Origin of the sequence: Mycobacterium pinniadriaticum (assembly GCF_026242045.1) — a bacterium.
GTDB lineage: Bacteria > Actinomycetota > Actinomycetes > Mycobacteriales > Mycobacteriaceae > Mycobacterium > Mycobacterium pinniadriaticum.
Map to the genome: position 1 here is coordinate 207,915 of NZ_JAPJDO010000004.1, position 14,065 is coordinate 221,979.

The 14,065-nt window shown below is 64.8% G+C and carries 16 protein-coding genes; 11 read left to right on the forward strand and 5 right to left on the reverse strand.

All coding sequences use genetic code 11. The features are described from left to right. Positions 1-3: 3 nt before the first annotated feature. From ORI27_RS07005 to ORI27_RS07045, 9 genes are all read left to right on the forward strand, one after another. Complete coding sequence (locus ORI27_RS07005; protein ID WP_265996047.1) at positions 4-981, forward strand: MlaD family protein; 978 nt, start codon at positions 4-6, stop codon at positions 979-981. After that, complete coding sequence (locus tag ORI27_RS07010) at positions 978-1,934, forward strand: MlaD family protein (protein ID WP_265995810.1); 957 nt, start codon at positions 978-980, stop codon at positions 1,932-1,934. The genes ORI27_RS07005 and ORI27_RS07010 overlap by 4 nt, the downstream gene beginning before the upstream one ends. A gap of 39 nt (positions 1,935-1,973) precedes the next feature. Further along, positions 1,974-2,630, forward strand: a complete 657-nt coding sequence (locus tag ORI27_RS07015; protein WP_265995809.1) for a hypothetical protein — start codon at positions 1,974-1,976, stop codon at positions 2,628-2,630. 40 nt (positions 2,631-2,670) lie between these two features. Further along, entirely contained in the window at positions 2,671-3,264 is a 594-nt protein-coding gene (locus tag ORI27_RS07020; protein ID WP_265996046.1) for a hypothetical protein, read from the forward strand. Continuing rightward, on the forward strand, positions 3,251-3,730 hold the full coding sequence (locus ORI27_RS07025) for a hypothetical protein (RefSeq protein ID WP_265995808.1): 480 nt from the start codon (positions 3,251-3,253) through the stop codon (positions 3,728-3,730). Before ORI27_RS07020 ends, ORI27_RS07025 begins: the two co-directional genes overlap by 14 nt. Before the next feature lie 77 nt (positions 3,731-3,807). Continuing rightward, on the forward strand, positions 3,808-4,122 hold the full coding sequence (locus ORI27_RS07030) for a hypothetical protein (protein ID WP_265996045.1): 315 nt from the start codon (positions 3,808-3,810) through the stop codon (positions 4,120-4,122). A gap of 62 nt (positions 4,123-4,184) precedes the next feature. Next, complete coding sequence (locus ORI27_RS07035; protein WP_265995807.1) at positions 4,185-4,736, forward strand: hypothetical protein; 552 nt, start codon at positions 4,185-4,187, stop codon at positions 4,734-4,736. Between the two features lie 40 nt (positions 4,737-4,776). Continuing rightward, positions 4,777-5,187 (forward strand): nuclear transport factor 2 family protein, encoded by a 411-nt coding sequence (locus tag ORI27_RS07040; RefSeq protein ID WP_266073905.1) that lies wholly within the window; start codon positions 4,777-4,779, stop codon positions 5,185-5,187. A gap of 13 nt (positions 5,188-5,200) precedes the next feature. Beyond that, a complete protein-coding gene (locus tag ORI27_RS07045) occupies positions 5,201-5,932 on the forward strand; it encodes an SDR family NAD(P)-dependent oxidoreductase (protein WP_323055570.1) in 732 nt (243 codons plus the stop codon). A 6-nt stretch (positions 5,933-5,938) separates the two neighbouring features. Here the strand turns inward: ORI27_RS07045 and ORI27_RS07050 are convergent, their stop codons facing one another. Genes ORI27_RS07050 through ORI27_RS07060 form a run of 3 tightly spaced genes read right to left on the reverse strand, consistent with a single transcriptional unit; the run spans position 5,939 to position 9,967 of the window. Further along, on the reverse strand, positions 5,939-6,598 hold the full coding sequence (locus ORI27_RS07050; protein ID WP_265995803.1) for an NAD(P)-dependent oxidoreductase: 660 nt from the start codon (positions 6,596-6,598) through the stop codon (positions 5,939-5,941). A 14-nt stretch (positions 6,599-6,612) separates the two neighbouring features. Continuing rightward, on the reverse strand, positions 6,613-7,662 hold the full coding sequence (locus ORI27_RS07055) for a 2-oxo acid dehydrogenase subunit E2 (RefSeq protein ID WP_265995802.1): 1,050 nt from the start codon (positions 7,660-7,662) through the stop codon (positions 6,613-6,615). A gap of 22 nt (positions 7,663-7,684) precedes the next feature. Continuing rightward, positions 7,685-9,967, reverse strand: a complete 2,283-nt coding sequence (locus tag ORI27_RS07060; RefSeq protein ID WP_265996043.1) for a transketolase-like TK C-terminal-containing protein — start codon at positions 9,965-9,967, stop codon at positions 7,685-7,687. Between the two features lie 174 nt (positions 9,968-10,141). Between ORI27_RS07060 and ORI27_RS07065 the strand changes: the two genes are divergently transcribed. Beyond that, a complete protein-coding gene (locus ORI27_RS07065) occupies positions 10,142-10,615 on the forward strand; it encodes an Lrp/AsnC family transcriptional regulator (RefSeq protein WP_265995801.1) in 474 nt (157 codons plus the stop codon). Positions 10,616-10,970: 355 nt separating this feature from the next. Next, positions 10,971-11,228 carry a DUF3297 family protein gene (locus ORI27_RS07070; protein ID WP_265995800.1) on the forward strand — a complete coding sequence of 86 codons (258 nt, stop codon included), beginning with the start codon at positions 10,971-10,973 and terminating at the stop codon, positions 11,226-11,228. Between the two features lie 72 nt (positions 11,229-11,300). On the opposite strand, the gene ORI27_RS07075 is transcribed toward ORI27_RS07070, so the two are convergent. After that, on the reverse strand, positions 11,301-12,527 hold the full coding sequence (locus ORI27_RS07075; protein WP_265995799.1) for an acyl-CoA dehydrogenase family protein: 1,227 nt from the start codon (positions 12,525-12,527) through the stop codon (positions 11,301-11,303). Continuing rightward, positions 12,524-13,687 carry an acyl-CoA dehydrogenase family protein gene (locus ORI27_RS07080; RefSeq protein WP_265995797.1) on the reverse strand — a complete coding sequence of 388 codons (1,164 nt, stop codon included), beginning with the start codon at positions 13,685-13,687 and terminating at the stop codon, positions 12,524-12,526. The genes ORI27_RS07075 and ORI27_RS07080 overlap by 4 nt, the downstream gene beginning before the upstream one ends. Between the last annotated feature and the right edge of the window lie 378 nt (positions 13,688-14,065).

A 14,065-nucleotide genomic window follows, 5' to 3' on the forward strand; every position in this document is an offset into this window, starting at 1 on the left:
TCGATGATCGCCGCCGCGACCGCGGCCGTGCTGGTCTCGTCCTGCGCGTCGATCACGGTGAACTCGTTGCCGCAGCCCGGAGGAACTCACGGTGGAGGCTACGACATCGTCATCGAGTTCGCGAACGTCCTCAACCTGCCCGAGCGGGCGAAGGTGGTGCAGGACGGCACCACCGTCGGTGTGGTCACCCGCGTCGACCTGAAGAGCACTCGAGTCGACGTCACCTCACGGATCGATACGGGGGTGGTCGTACCGGCGAACACTCATGCAACCCTGCAGCAATCCACCGTTCTCGGCGACACCTACGTGGCCCTCGAGCGACCGTCCTCAGGTGAGGAACCGGCAGCACCAGTGGCCGCCGGCGGACGAATTCCGCAGGAGCAGACCACATCACCCCCGCAGCTCGAGGACACGCTGGCCAATCTGGCCAATTTCGTCGGCAGCGGGTCGATCCAGCGGGTTCAGAACACCATCATCGGCATCAACAACGTCACCCCGTCGAGAACAGGGGAGCTGCGTAGTCTGGTGAGCCGCGTCGCGGTGGACCTGTCCGATCTTTCGAACAACATCGACACGGTCGACAAGTGGCTCGACGGTGTATCCGGGACCGCTGAGGTGATCAAGCGCAACCTGCCGGTGTACCGATATTGGTTCTCACCAGCAGGCATGCTCGGCTTCGACCGCGCATCACAGGTGGCCACCTACATCGGCACGATCCTTCCTTCCATCGGAAGCATCTACAGCGGCGGATTCTGGCTGGTGCCGCTGCTGAACTCGCTCGGCAACGCAACCGGCGCCATCCAGCAGAGCAAGTGGGACTTCGAAGCCGAGGCACCCAAATGGCGCAAGCTGTTCACCGACGACTTCTTCCCCGTCGACAAGTATCCGGCGATAAACATCACCTCGATCGTCGGGCCCGACGGTCACGAAATGATCGGCAACGTCCAGGATGTCCTTCGCATACTGGGAGCAACGCCGTGAGGGCCGCCAAGAACATCGCCTCGTTCGCGGCATTCGCCGTGATCATCGCCATTGCCGCCGCATACATCGGCTCCTTCGGCCTGCGGATCGGGCCGCCGGATCACCGCATCAATCTGTCCATGGCGGTACCGGATGTCAAGGGACTGGTGGTCGGCTCGAGTGTGCTGCTGCGCGGCGCCGCCGTCGGCAAGGTCACCGCCATCTCATCCTCGGTGAGCAACGCCACGATCGATTTCTACATCGATGGCGATCAGCGCATTCCCGTCGACAGCGACGTGCGGCTGGACAACCTCTCTGCGCTCGGCGAAGCGTTCATCGGCTTCATCCCACGAACGACCAAAGGGCCCATGCTCACCGACGGCCAGCGCATCGCGACCGAGTCCATCACGGTGCCACCGTCGATCTCGCAGCTGGCGACCAGCGTGGTCCGAATCCTCGACCAGATGGATCCCGAGCAACTCAAACGGATCCTCGGCGAGGCCGACGCCGCTCTGCCCAACCCGGATCAGGTGCTGCCGAATCTGGCCAGGGCAAGCACGCTCACCCGGAACATGATCGTCGGCGTGCACGGTACAGGCCAGGAAGTGCTGGACAATTTCCAGACACTGCTGCGCAACGCCGGCTGGGTCGGCCCCGCACTGGCTGACATCAGCCCGGCCCTCAGGGCATCGGGGGACGACATCTCTCGTGTCTGGACCGGGATGATGAACACCATCGCCTGGAACAACCCCACGAACATGCTTCTGTTCCAGAAATTCCTGAACCGCATCCAGAACTTCCTCGACACCAGGGGATCGGACCTCAAGGTCATCAGCAATGCCCTAATGCCTCAGTTCCAGGGCATCGGCGGCGCCCTGATGAACTTCGACACCGCGCAAATACTGTCAAATGCCCTGTCCGGCATACCCGAAGACGGGGCGATCACCCTTCACGTCGCCATTCCCGACCACTAGACCCGGGTCCGTTCCCGACAACCCGAAAGAAGAACCGCCATGTCCGCGACCGATACCGAGAAGATGATCGAGACGACGCCGTCAGCGCACAACGATGACCACGAGACGCCGGAAGAAGGCGCTCGCTCAACATCATCAGAGGGCAAAGAGACCTCGGCACGATCGGCGAAGAACCCCCGGCAGGTGTCAGTGTCCTTGCGCAGCGTGATCGTCGCGGTGGTGATCTGCCTGTTGGCGGGTGCCGCAGGCGTGCTGGGGTGGCTGTACGCGGGTGCTCGGGGGAAGTTGGATACGCAGGCACGAGAGGCGACCGACAGGGCCCGAGCCGAGCAGATCGCCACCGACTACGCGGTCAACGCTGCGGACATGGACTATCAGGACTTCAACGGCTGGAAAGTCAAGCTGGTCAAGGGCACATCCCCCGAGCTGAAAGACAAGCTGACGAAGGCGGCCGACTCGATGGAGCAGGTGCTGGCACCACTGCAATGGAAATCGACGGCACGGCCGTTGGCCGCAAAGGTCCGCTCCGACGCCGGCGGAATCTACACCGTCGATTCGTTCGTCAGCGTTCTCACCAAGACGATGCAAGCGCCCGACGGGCTGCAGTCCACGGCGACGTACAGCATCACGCTCGACAGCAGAAACAACTGGGAGATCACCGATGTCGGCGGAATCGATTCCGCTCTGGGCAAGTAGTCCTGGCGTGGGAATGATCCGGTCGTGCCGAACGTACGCGATGATGGCCGCGTTACTGGCCTTCTGTGCCGCAACGGCTCTCGGCGGGTCGGCCGGCGCGGATCCAGCCGGCGACTACGACCCCGTTGCGAGCTATGACCGGCCGAAGCCGCTGCCGATCGTGACACCGGTCTCCGACGACTGGCAGCCGATGTTTCCCTTCCCGTTCGACGAACTGCGCCGTTACGTCACCGATGCGGATATCCAAGCGGAGCGGGAGATGTGCCAGTGGTTCACCGCCCAATACAACGACTTGAGGTATCAGATCGAGGGACTCAACGACAGCCTGATTCGCAACAACGGCCACTACGATGCCGACGGGGTCCAACAGCAAGCCGATATCGTCACCGCGAACATCGACCAGTCCGCTGCCTTCCTCGCTCCACGCGCGCAAGCTCTCACCCAGAGTTACGACCATGCCGGCGACATGTATTTCCCCATCTATCAAGGTGACAGCTTCTACGGGCTCTGGCAGCAGATGTCCAACGTCAGCGCCGGGATCAGGGGCCGCCAGCCGACCTGGTTCACCGGGCCGTCCTACCTGCGGATGTTGCACTGGGGAAGCAAGATCAACAGGTCCCATGTCTGCCGCTGAGTACCGTCGCCACCTGTATCGGGCCGTGTCTGTCGTCGTCGTGGCGATTGTCATCGGTCTATCGTCGGCCGCACCCGCGGCGGCCGAGCCCGCACCCGAGATCCAGAACGCGGTGGTGGCGGCACGCGGCGCGGCCTCATGCGGGGCGCTGCGCTACAACCCGACCGTCGAGCACGCGGCCGACATAGTCAATCGTTCGACCTACGCCTACCTCGATCACACGGCCGAGAACGTTCCGGCCGACGAGCCGCACCCGACGGCGATAGTCGCAGATCTCGGTGTCAACGCGAGCCAAGTGTATTCGCTGCAGGGCGCGGCCCGAAACGAGAACGACGCCATCAAGGGTCTGCTTCTGGAGGGCCGCGACGCGATTCCCGACTGCTCCTACACCGATTTCGGGGCCAGCCTTCTCCATGAGGAACAGTCGGGCTACATCCTCGCTGTGGTCATCCTGGTGGGGACGTGAACACGGTGGTGAGGGCGGTTGTGCGCGCCGTGGCGTGCTCGATCGCGGTCAGTACAGCGATCATCGTCCACCCGCCGATGGCCTGGGCGGAGGATCTCGTCACCTATGAGGTTGTCTCGTCCGATATCGGGATCGCGACTGTCAAATACCAAGACGCTGCCGGACGGATGTCGACGGAGGGCGTGACGTTGCCCTGGCGAAGCGAGGTGGCGGTACATGCCGTCCGCGCAGCGCCCCCGGACGGCAGCCAGATCCGAGCTGACTGGCGACCGAGCGCCGCCCCGGGACGATGGGTGACTGTGCGCATCATCTACCAGGGGCGCGTCATCTGTCAGAACACCCTGGATGTCGGCGATGCGGCGTGTTACGGCATCACTCCGCGGATCACCTAACGCCACAGCATGACTGGGTGGGAACGAACCGAGGACTGGAGGGTCGTGTGCGACTGCGGACAATGAATTGTCTTAGCCGAGCCCTGACGGTCGTCAGCGCGATGATCCTGGCGTTGACCGGCTCGGCGACGGCTCAGGCCGATCCGGCCACACCCGCGGCCGTTGCCGATCCGTTCCCGGACATCCGATATTACGATGCGTTGGACGCGAATACGTTCGCCCTCCCCGGCGGGGTGTGGTTCGTGGCCCCGACGGGACAAAACTGCGGAATCTGGGGTCTGGGCAGCTTCGGCTGTGCCGGTGACATTCCCGGCGGCATCGACCATATCGGGTGGATCGACGGCGACCGTGCTGTTCACTACGACTGGTCGGTGGCGGCCCGATTCCCGGGAACACAAGCTCAACGGCCACTACCGCCGCGGAGCAGGATCACGCACGAGGGGACGACGTGTGCCGCAACCCCGGACGGCAGAACCTACTGCGAGCGTGGTCCGCTTCGGTTTGTCATCGAACCCACCAAGACGTGGCTGTCGGCGCCCTGGATGGACCTGAGCTGGGTCGAACTGGGGCCGGCCTCGTGCAGCCCGCCGGGTGGGGGCCCGTGTTACAGCTGACCGGACGCCTCCTCGAGATGATGAAAGGTATTGGTGATTCATGGAAGCGGTGAGCAGTACCGAGCGGGCCCACAAGTGGCTCGAGGTGTTGGCCGGTGGTGCCCTGGCAGACTGGGACGGGCTGGTGAGCCCCGAGTTCAGCATGCACGCCCCGCTGATGCCCGGTGAGGCGCCGATGCCGACAGAAGGCAGGGACACCAACCGTGCACGGGTCGGGGCACTGTGGCAGGCATGGGAGAGCTTCGAGTTCACCGATGTCGATATGCATGCGGCGGCTGATGATCCGGACCTGGTGTTCGTTACCGCGCGTTCGCAGGCGACGACGGTATGGGGCGCGCCGTACCGCAATCGCTATTTCATCCGGCTGCGATTCCGCGACGGCACGCTGGTGGAACATCTGGAGTTCATGGATCCCAGACCGGTGCTCGAGGCCTTCGAAGGCCATCTCTAGAAAGGAACTCGTGATGACACTCAACGGGAAGGTTGCGCTGGTCACCGGTGCGGCCAGCGGTATCGGTGCAGCCGCGGCGCGGGCGCTGGCCGCATCCGGTGCTCAGGTCTACCTCGCCGATGTGAACGCCCACGGCGCCAAGGCCGTTGCCGCTGACATCCCTGCCGCCGAGGGCGTGCACCTCGACGTCACCGATGACGAGTCCTGGACCGCGGCGGTCGATCAGGTGACGGCTCGGTCCGGTCCGATCTCGGTGTTGGTCAACAACGCGGGGATATTCACCCCCGGTGGCCTGGAGGCGATCGGACAAGCGGAGTTTCAACGCACGTTCGACGTCAACGCTCTCGGCGTGTTTCTCGGCATGAAGGCGGTGCTCGACTCGATGAAGGCCGCCGGTGGCGGCTCCATCGTCAACGTCTCGTCCTCGGCGGGCCTGGTCGGGGTCAAGGATGCCATCGCCTACTCGGCATCGAAGTGGGCAGTCCGGGGCCTTACCCGCAGTGCCGCATTGGATCTCGCGTCCTACTCGATCCGGGTGAACTCGGTGCATCCGGGCTTGATCGAGACACCGATCTTCACCGGCTTCCCGCGTGAAGTTCTCGACGTGATGACTGCCGCGCTACCGCAGCCGAGGCTGGGCCGTCCGGAAGAGGTGGCCGCCGTTATCGCCTTCCTGGCATCGGATGCGTCCAGCTTTTGCACCGGGTCGGAGTTCACCGTCGACGGTGGCTACGCCTGCGCATGAGGAATCTCAGTACGCGACGGTGAACCGGCACCTGTGATGCCGGGGGCGCTCGATCTCGTCGAGGAATGCGATGGCGTAGTCCTCGCCGCTGATAGCCGAGTTCCCCTGATCGTCGGCGAGCAGTACGTCGGCGCCGACGCGGTAGTGTCCCAGCCGCTCACCAGGAACGTGGGCCCCGAATCCGGTTGGCGGACTGAGGTAGAACCAGTCCACGTCGTCAGGTGTGCGGCGGAGCGCATCGAGGAAGTCGTTGTGGAGTCGGATGTCGCGCAGCTTGTCGGGCGGTGCGATAGATTCCAGTGTGGTGAGCACCGGCTCACCGCTGTCGGCCAGTAGCAGGCTGCTCGCCCCTCCGACCACCGCGATGCGAACCCGTCGGCTCTGAGCCGCAGCGACCATACTGGGCAGGGCGTCGAGCAGTGTGTGGCCAGCGTGGTCGGGGCCGCTGGTGACCGCGCAGATCAGTACGTCGGCGTCCGCAGTCAGTTCGTCCACGAGGGAGCTGTCATGCAGCGAACCGGCCACCGTCCGAACGGAATCGCGCGCTGCGGGAAGGAGCTCTCTGCGCCGGGCGACTGCGGTGACCTCGTGACCGCGCCGAATGGCTTCGTCGAGAATCCTGCTGCCGGCGTACCCGCTGGCGCCGAACAAAACGAGTTTGGCCATCGTGGGATCTTCGCTCAGCCGGCCAGATCGGCTGCGGTGAAGCCACGTTCCAGGTGCTGCTTGACCGTACCGAGGAAGCCGGCCGCGTCGGCCCCGTCGACGATGCGGTGATCGTAGGAGATGGACAGATACGCCATCGGTCGCGCTTCGATCCGGAAAGCGCCGGTGTCATCCCGGACTGGCACGAGACGCTCCACCACGGCACCGGTACCGAGGATTCCGGTCTGGGGCTGGTTGATGATCGGAGTGTCGAACAACGCACCCCGACTACCGGTGTTGGTGATCGTGAAAGTGCCGCCGTTGAGCTCGTCGACGGAAATGGTCGCACTGCGAACCTTGTCGGCCACGTCTGCAATCGCTCCCGCGAGCTGGGCAATGCCCATGGCATGAGCGTCCCGGATCACCGGCACCATCAGTCCTTTCGGACCCTCGACCGCGATGCCGAGATGGCAGCCGCTGTGGTAGGTGACCTCGGTGACCTCGGTGTTGAGGGACGCATTGAGCATCCGGTGCGGGGGGAGCGCGTCCAGTGCGGCCTTGGCGAAGAACGGCAAGAAGGACAATTTGACCCCGGTGCGGCTCAGGAACTCGTCTTTGTGGTCGCCGCGCAACCGGCTCACCGCGCTCAGGTCGACTTCGACCACGGTGGTCAGCTGCGCCGAAACCTGCAGTGATTCGAGCATCCGTCGGGCAATGGTGCGCCGGATCGGAGGCAGCTTCTCGGTCACCGCTGCTGTGGGCGCCTCGGCGGCATCTGCGACTATTGTTCGGCTGGGAAGTGGTGTTTCGCTGGGCGTTTCATGGCCGGCATGGGTGATCACCGCGAGCGCGGCACCAATGGGAACCAGGTCGTTCTCATCGGCGATGATCCGGGTGAGCGTCCCCGAACAGGGTGCCGGAATCTCGGTGTCGACCTTGTCGGTGGCGATCTCCAACAGCGGCTCGTCATGCTCGACACGATCACCGGGCTTCTTGAGCCAGCGCGTGACGGTGCACTCCTCGACGCTGTCGCCCAGGGATGGCAGGCTCACTGTGGTCTCGAGGCTCTGGTCAACGGTCGTCATGGTTTCGGTAATCCTGTTCGGTCTAAACGATGTCCAGAGCGGCGCGCACGATGCTGTCGGTGTCGATGCCGTGATAGCGGTAGACGTCCTCGAGTGCTCCGGCCTGACCGAATCCGGAGACGCCGAGGGCGGTGAGTCGGGCCTGCCGGATGTTGGCCAGGAAGGCCAGCGTGTGCGGGTGTCCGTCGAGGACGGTGACCATCGGAGTCGAATAGTCGGCCGGGAAAAGCTGGTCCAGGATCCATGTTTCGCCAGGGCCGCGCCCCTGACGTGCCTGCCAGGCCTGGAACAGCAGCCCCGGGCTGGTCACGCAGATCACGTCGGCAGGCATGCCGATCTGCTCTAGCCGGTCGGCGGCGGCGAGAGCCTCGGTGACCAGCGCTCCCATCGTGACGATGGTGACCTGTGCGTCGTCACGGCGGCGCAGCGGGTAGCCGCCGGCGATCACCTGACGGCGGCGACGTTCTCGTGCCGCGGGGTCGTCCGGCACGACGGCCAGGGATTGGTCGACGGGGCGGGTCGACAATCGCAGGTAGGCCGACGTGCCGTCGGGCCGGCCGAGCCGGGCGATGCTGGCCAGCAGCGTCCATTCCACGTCGATGGCGAACGCCGGTTCATAGCTGGTGCACCCCGGCTGTTCCAGGCCGATGGAGGGGGTCTTGATGGACTGGTGGGCGCCGCCTTCGGCCGCGAGCGTGACCCCCGACGGTGTGCCGATCACGATGGACTGGCCACCGGCATAGATCCCGAACGACCACGGCTCCAGGGCCCGTTCGATGAACGGATCGTAGAGCACGCCGATCGGGAAAAGGGGTTGTCCCCAACGACTCCAGGTAGCGCCCAACTCGCCGAGGAGCCCGACGAGGTTGGTCTCGGCGATGCCGAGCTCCATGTGCTGACCGCTGGGCCGTTCGTTCCAGTGCATCAACGTCTGTGCGTCGTCGGCGAACCAGTTGCGTCGCTCGGCCGCCGACCACACGCCGACCTTGTTGACCCAGCCGGCGAGGTTGGTCGTCGAGCTGACGTCGGGGCAGACGGTCACGACCCGCTTGGCCGCCTCGGGGGCCTCGCGGGTGAGATCGAGCAGGACTTTGCCCAGCGCTGACTGAGTGGTGGCCGTGCCCTTGGGGGTGCGGCCGATGTCGACGGGAATCGCGGGCAGCGCTGCGGCCGGTTGGGGATCGCGGTGAAGCCGTGCCGCGGTGGCCGCGCAGAGTCGCCCCGTCGGATCCGCTGCGTCGAAGTGCTGCCATGGGTGATGCTCGTCCATTCCGAGTCTGATTGCCAGAGCACCGTATTCGTCATTGCTCAGCAGGGCGGAATGGTTCTGCGGATGCCCCTCGGTGGGCAGCCCGTATCCCTTGATGGTGTAGGCGATGATCACCGTGGGGCGGGTGTCGTCGATTTGGCCGTATGCCTCGGTCAGGGAGGCCAGGTCGTGTCCGCCCAGGTTGCGGATGGCAGCGGTCAACGTGGCGTCGTCGAGAGTGGTGATCAGCCCGGCGATTTCGGCGCCGTCCGCGCCATCGCCGGGAAGTCGCTGCCGGAGTTGGTCGGCATCGCAGCGCAGCAGCCGCTGATACTCCGGGTTCTCCATCGCCACGATCCGCCGGCGCAGGGCCTGCCCGCCGGGACGGGCGAACAGCGACTGCAGTAGCCGGCCGAAGTTGACCGTGATGACCTGCCAGCCCGCGGCCGCGAACATCGACTCCAACCGGCGCGCAGCGATGTTGGGCACCACTCGGTCCAGCGACTGCCGGTTGAGGTCGACGATCCAGACGACCTCGCCCAGTTCGGCGATGCCCGGGTCGAGAATGGCCTCCCACACCGCTCCCTCGTCGAGTTCGGCGTCCCCGACGAGCGAGTACTGCCGTCCGTGTCCGCCGGTGCCCAGGTGGGTGTTGACGTAGCGGCGTGCCATCGCACCCCAGATCGGGGCGGTCGCACCGATCCCGACTGATCCGGTGGAGTAGTCCACCGGATCCGGGTCTTTCGACCGGCTCGGGTAGGACTGCAGGCCCCCGAACTGTCGAAGTGTCGTCATCTGATCGTCGTCGAGCGCACCGAGCAGGAAGTTGATGCTGTGCAGTACCGGTGAGGCATGGGGCTTGACTGAGACGCGGTCACCGGACTGCAGCTGGTGAAACCACAACGACGTCATGATCGTCACCATCGAGGCGCTCGAGGCTTGATGGCCGCCGACCTTCAGGCCCGAGGTGTTGGGCCGCACCCGGTTGGCGTGATGGACCATCGATGTCGACAGCCACAGCACACGCTCCTCGACACAGCGAAGGACGTCGAGCATCGCGGCCTGAGCGTCGGTTTCGACGGATAGTGCGGCGTCCATATGTCCTCACTTGCTGGTACGCATCTAGCTCACAGGAGTCCACCATTCAATGTCATATGGCGCAATTGAGTAGTATTTCGATGAGCAATATGCGCAGCCATTGGACTGTGTGAAGCCCGAGAGGTGGTCGTTATGCCCAAGCCGACGCGCATCGTCGACGAGATCGACGCCCGGATACTGCGTGCGCTGACCAAGGATCCGCGCGCGACCGTGGTGGCCCTGGCCGAGGCGACGGGCCTAGCCCGCAACACCGTCCACGCCCGATTGGCCAAATTCGAGACCGACGGCGTGGTGCAGTCCTTCGATCGGCGGATCGACCCGGCGGCACTGGGTTACCCGCTGACCGCGTTCATCATGGTGACCGTCACCCAGCGAAAGCTGGGGCCGATCAGTGAAGCACTGAAGCGTGTTCCCGAAGTGATCGAGGTGCACGGTCTCAGCGGCGTCGCCGATCTGCTGGTCCACCTGGTGGCTCGCGACGCCGATGACCTGTATCGGATCGCCGGTTTGATTCTCGACATCGATGGGGTGGAGAAGACCACCACCGGATTGGCGATGCGCCGACTGGTCGACTACCGGCTCGCGCCCCTGCTCGACGCGATGTGATCCGCTGTCAGGCCCGCTGGCCGTAAATCGCCCCCAAGAACCGAGCGGTCCAGGCTGTTCACGGACCAGGCACCGATCGTGTGTCGGGCATCCGGCATGATCGCGAATGCGACGGGGTCGTGGTACCACCGTTGGTGGCGGCGGGGGATCATGATGGCGGCGTCGACCAGCAGATAGTCCAGCTTCGTGCCCCACACTCAAGTTGGGTGGGCCTGTACCCCGGGGGGCGTAGTTTAGGTATGGTTTCTCCACCTGTCTGAGTTCGAGTTCGACTCCGCCAAGAGCGCGGCAGGGTCGCGTAGATTTCTAGCGAATCAAACCCGAGAACCTAACGCCGCACTCAACGAAAGCCATCATGTCCGAAGATCAGAACACAGACGTTCCACCGAATCACCTTTCCATCGATCCGCGCAGCGCCTTCTATAACGAAGAGGTGCTCAGCCGCGACGTCGGTATCCGCTTCAATGGTGTGGAGAAAACCAACGTTCACGAATACAACGTGGCTGAGGGTTGGGTGCGTGTTGAAGTTCCCACCGCCAAGGACCGCCGCGGAAATCCGATGGTCGTCAAGCTCAGCGGCACGGTTGAACCCTATTTCCGCCCAACGGAATAGCAGACTTCCCTGGGTTACATCCACAGCTGTCAGCCGGCCCGCTTCTGAACTGGCCTGGATGAGGCCACCTCCTCACCGCCCCCTTGGTAACCCCAACACCCGTTCGCCGATGACGTTGCGCTGAATTTCGTCGGTGCCGCCGCCGATCCGCAGACCCGGGGCGAGCGTGGATGCGTACCCCCAGGCGTAGGTACCCCATTCGCCGCTATCGGCGAGCATGTTCATGCCCAGGACATGCCTGGCGGTGTCCATGCACTTGCTGAGCAGCCGGTTGCGCAGCAGCTTGAGCGTGGACATCTCCGGCCCGATGAGTTCGCCGCGTCGTTCGGCGGCACTCAGCGACGCGGCGGTGCGCTCGATGACGCTGCCCAGCACGTAGCAGTCCACGACCGCGTCCACCACGCTGGGGTCGACCGGCCCCTGAAGCGCGGCCTTCCGGGTGAGCTCGACAAGTCGCAGCACGACAACCCAGTTCGGAGCGTCGCGGCTGTAGCCGACTGCTTTGCGCTCGCCGCCCAGCGTCGCCATGGCGACCCGCCAGCCTCCATTGACTTCGCCCACCCGACGGTCATCGGATATCCGGAGGTTGTCGATGAAGACCTCGTTGAAGTGGGCGCCGCCGCTCATCTCGCGAAGCGGGCGCACCTCGATGGCCGGGTCGTGCATGTCGACGACGAACATCGTCAGCCGGCGGTGCGGTTTCGGGTCGTCGCCGGTTCGCGCCAGAAGCAACCCCACGTCGCTGTAGTGGCCGCCGGTGGTCCACACCTTCTGGCCTGACGCGACCCACTCACCGGATCCGGTGCCTGTGGACTCGACCGGTACCGCGCGGGTGGAGACCGCCGAGAGGTCCGATCCCGCGCCGGGTTCGGAGAACAGCTGGCAGGCGATGGTGTCGCCGCGCAGCATAGACGGCACCAACCGCCGCTTGAGCTCCTCGGATGCCGATGCCACGATGCCCGGCAGCACGATGTGCAACGTGACGAACACCGTGTCGAGCTTGGGCAGCCGATATTCCGCGCACATCTCCTCGAACAGAAGTTGATGCTCGTCGTCGAGCCCGGCGCCGCCGTACTCCGGCGGACCGGTTATCCATGCCAGTCCCGCGTCGAAGAGCTCGCGCTGCCATTCGCGGGCGGCGGCCAGCTGGACCTGCTCCTCATGCGGCTCCGGACTGTCGAACACCGGTATCTCGTCGGATGCATCGGCGCTGACGCTGCCCGCTTCATCGATGCGTTCGGCATGTCTGTCCAGAAAGTTCCGGCATCTTGTCGCGAATAGGCTGGTTTCCAACGTCATTGGCGGAAGTTGTGTTCGGGGAACAGCTGCGCTGCCAAGGCGTTCTTCAACACCGGCGGCGACCCGCCGGCCACCAGCGCGGCCATCGCGTCGCGGTGCAGGCGCTGGGCCGGGAAATCGAGCGTGGTGCCGTCACCGCCGCAGAGCACCATCGCGTCATGCGTGACCTTTGGCAGCATCGTGCAGCCGGACAGCTTCGCGAACGTCGCGTCGACGGCGTTCGGGTAGCGTCCGTCGACTGCGGTGGCCGCGGCATGGTGGGTGAGCAGCCGGTGATGGTCGATCGCCAGTCGCATGTCCACCAATGTGTGATAGGCGGACTGGAATTCGATGATCGGTTTGCCATAGGCGTTCCGGTTGGACGTGTACCGGACCGCCTCGGCGAAGGCGGCCTCCGCCAGCGCCAGGCTCAGCGTCGCGTTGTGGATGCGTTCCATGTTGAAGGCCATCATCAGCTGTGCGAAATGGCCGGGACCGCGGATCACGTTCTCGGCGGGTATCACGCAGTTGTCGAAGTGGACCTCGCCGTGCGGCAGCCCGCGGGTCCCGGAGAAGTGCGCTCCCCGCTCCAATCGGAGCCCGGGCGTGCCCTTTTCGACGATGACCGCTCCGATGCCACGGTGGCCCGGCGCCTCGCCGAACCGGACGAACGTCGCATAGAGCTCGTTTTCGGGTGACCCGGTGATGAACCGCTTGGACCCGTTGATCATGTAGCCGTCGCCGTCGGGTGTGGCGGTCGTCGACAACGCCGTCAGGTCGGAACCGTAATCCGGCTCGGTCAACGCGATCGCGCACGCTTTGCGGCCGTTGACGATATCGGGCAGAAACTTCTCGCGGGTGGCCTCGTTCTCGGCACACAGCACGATGGTGGGCCCCGGACCGGTCGACCCGAACGTCGGCTCGGCGACGATCCAGGACTGTGAGGTGGTGATCAGCGCCTCCACCGTGATCATGTAGTCGACCACGCTGAGTTCGGCCCCACCGTACTTTGCTGGCATCGTCAACCCGCACAGCTTTGCGTCGGCCATCGCGTCGGCGACGTCACGGTAGGGCGCAGTGTCCTCACGGTCCCACCGGTCCACCTGTGAGCGCCACGGTGTGGCCGCCTCGACCGCGCGTTCTCGAAGTGCCAGCTGTTCTGGCGAAAGTTCAAAGTTCACCGCTACCCCTTGCTATTGTGGCTATCACTATACAATATTAGGGCAGTGTTTTGATGTGGTTACAACCCGGAGGAAAGCGTGGATGGCAGTGACGCCGGATATCGCCCTCGCCGCCTCGAAGGGCGCGGTGAGCGCTCGGCGACGCGTGCGGACCGTCGTTACCTTCGTGAATATGGTTGTGCCACAGAAGGTTCAGTGCTCAGGTCGGCGTGGCCCCCTTCAGGGGTGTTCGGTATGAGGTTGTGGCGGGCCCGGGATGAGGGCAGAACGGGGCTTCGTTCGGCGGCGCTGAGCTGCGCTCGGGCCGCGCGCCGAGTGCCGACATGCTGCACCGAGACCGGCCGCCCGGGCGGCGAACCGCGCAGGCATGGCGGCGGC

What these genes read in the sequence shown, in the direction of transcription:
- ORI27_RS07070 (WP_265995800.1), top strand. Translation starts at nt 10,971, where the DNA reads ATGTCCGAAGATCAGAACACAGACGTTCCACCGAATCACCTTTCCATC.
- ORI27_RS07045 (WP_323055570.1), top strand. Translation starts at nt 5,201, where the DNA reads ATGACACTCAACGGGAAGGTTGCGCTGGTCACCGGTGCGGCCAGCGGT.
- ORI27_RS07075 (WP_265995799.1), bottom strand. Translation starts at nt 12,527, where the DNA reads ATGACGTTGGAAACCAGCCTATTCGCGACAAGATGCCGGAACTTTCTG.
- ORI27_RS07020 (WP_265996046.1), top strand. Translation starts at nt 2,671, where the DNA reads ATGATGGCCGCGTTACTGGCCTTCTGTGCCGCAACGGCTCTCGGCGGG.
- ORI27_RS07035 (WP_265995807.1), top strand. Translation starts at nt 4,185, where the DNA reads ATGAATTGTCTTAGCCGAGCCCTGACGGTCGTCAGCGCGATGATCCTG.
- ORI27_RS07050 (WP_265995803.1), bottom strand. Translation starts at nt 6,598, where the DNA reads ATGGCCAAACTCGTTTTGTTCGGCGCCAGCGGGTACGCCGGCAGCAGG.
- ORI27_RS07030 (WP_265996045.1), top strand. Translation starts at nt 3,808, where the DNA reads ATGGCCTGGGCGGAGGATCTCGTCACCTATGAGGTTGTCTCGTCCGAT.
- ORI27_RS07025 (WP_265995808.1), top strand. Translation starts at nt 3,251, where the DNA reads ATGTCTGCCGCTGAGTACCGTCGCCACCTGTATCGGGCCGTGTCTGTC.
- ORI27_RS07065 (WP_265995801.1), top strand. Translation starts at nt 10,142, where the DNA reads ATGCCCAAGCCGACGCGCATCGTCGACGAGATCGACGCCCGGATACTG.
- ORI27_RS07005 (WP_265996047.1), top strand. Translation starts at nt 4, where the DNA reads ATGATCGCCGCCGCGACCGCGGCCGTGCTGGTCTCGTCCTGCGCGTCG.
- ORI27_RS07015 (WP_265995809.1), top strand. Translation starts at nt 1,974, where the DNA reads ATGTCCGCGACCGATACCGAGAAGATGATCGAGACGACGCCGTCAGCG.
- ORI27_RS07055 (WP_265995802.1), bottom strand. Translation starts at nt 7,662, where the DNA reads ATGACGACCGTTGACCAGAGCCTCGAGACCACAGTGAGCCTGCCATCC.
- ORI27_RS07040 (WP_266073905.1), top strand. Translation starts at nt 4,777, where the DNA reads ATGGAAGCGGTGAGCAGTACCGAGCGGGCCCACAAGTGGCTCGAGGTG.
- ORI27_RS07060 (WP_265996043.1), bottom strand. Translation starts at nt 9,967, where the DNA reads ATGCTCGACGTCCTTCGCTGTGTCGAGGAGCGTGTGCTGTGGCTGTCG.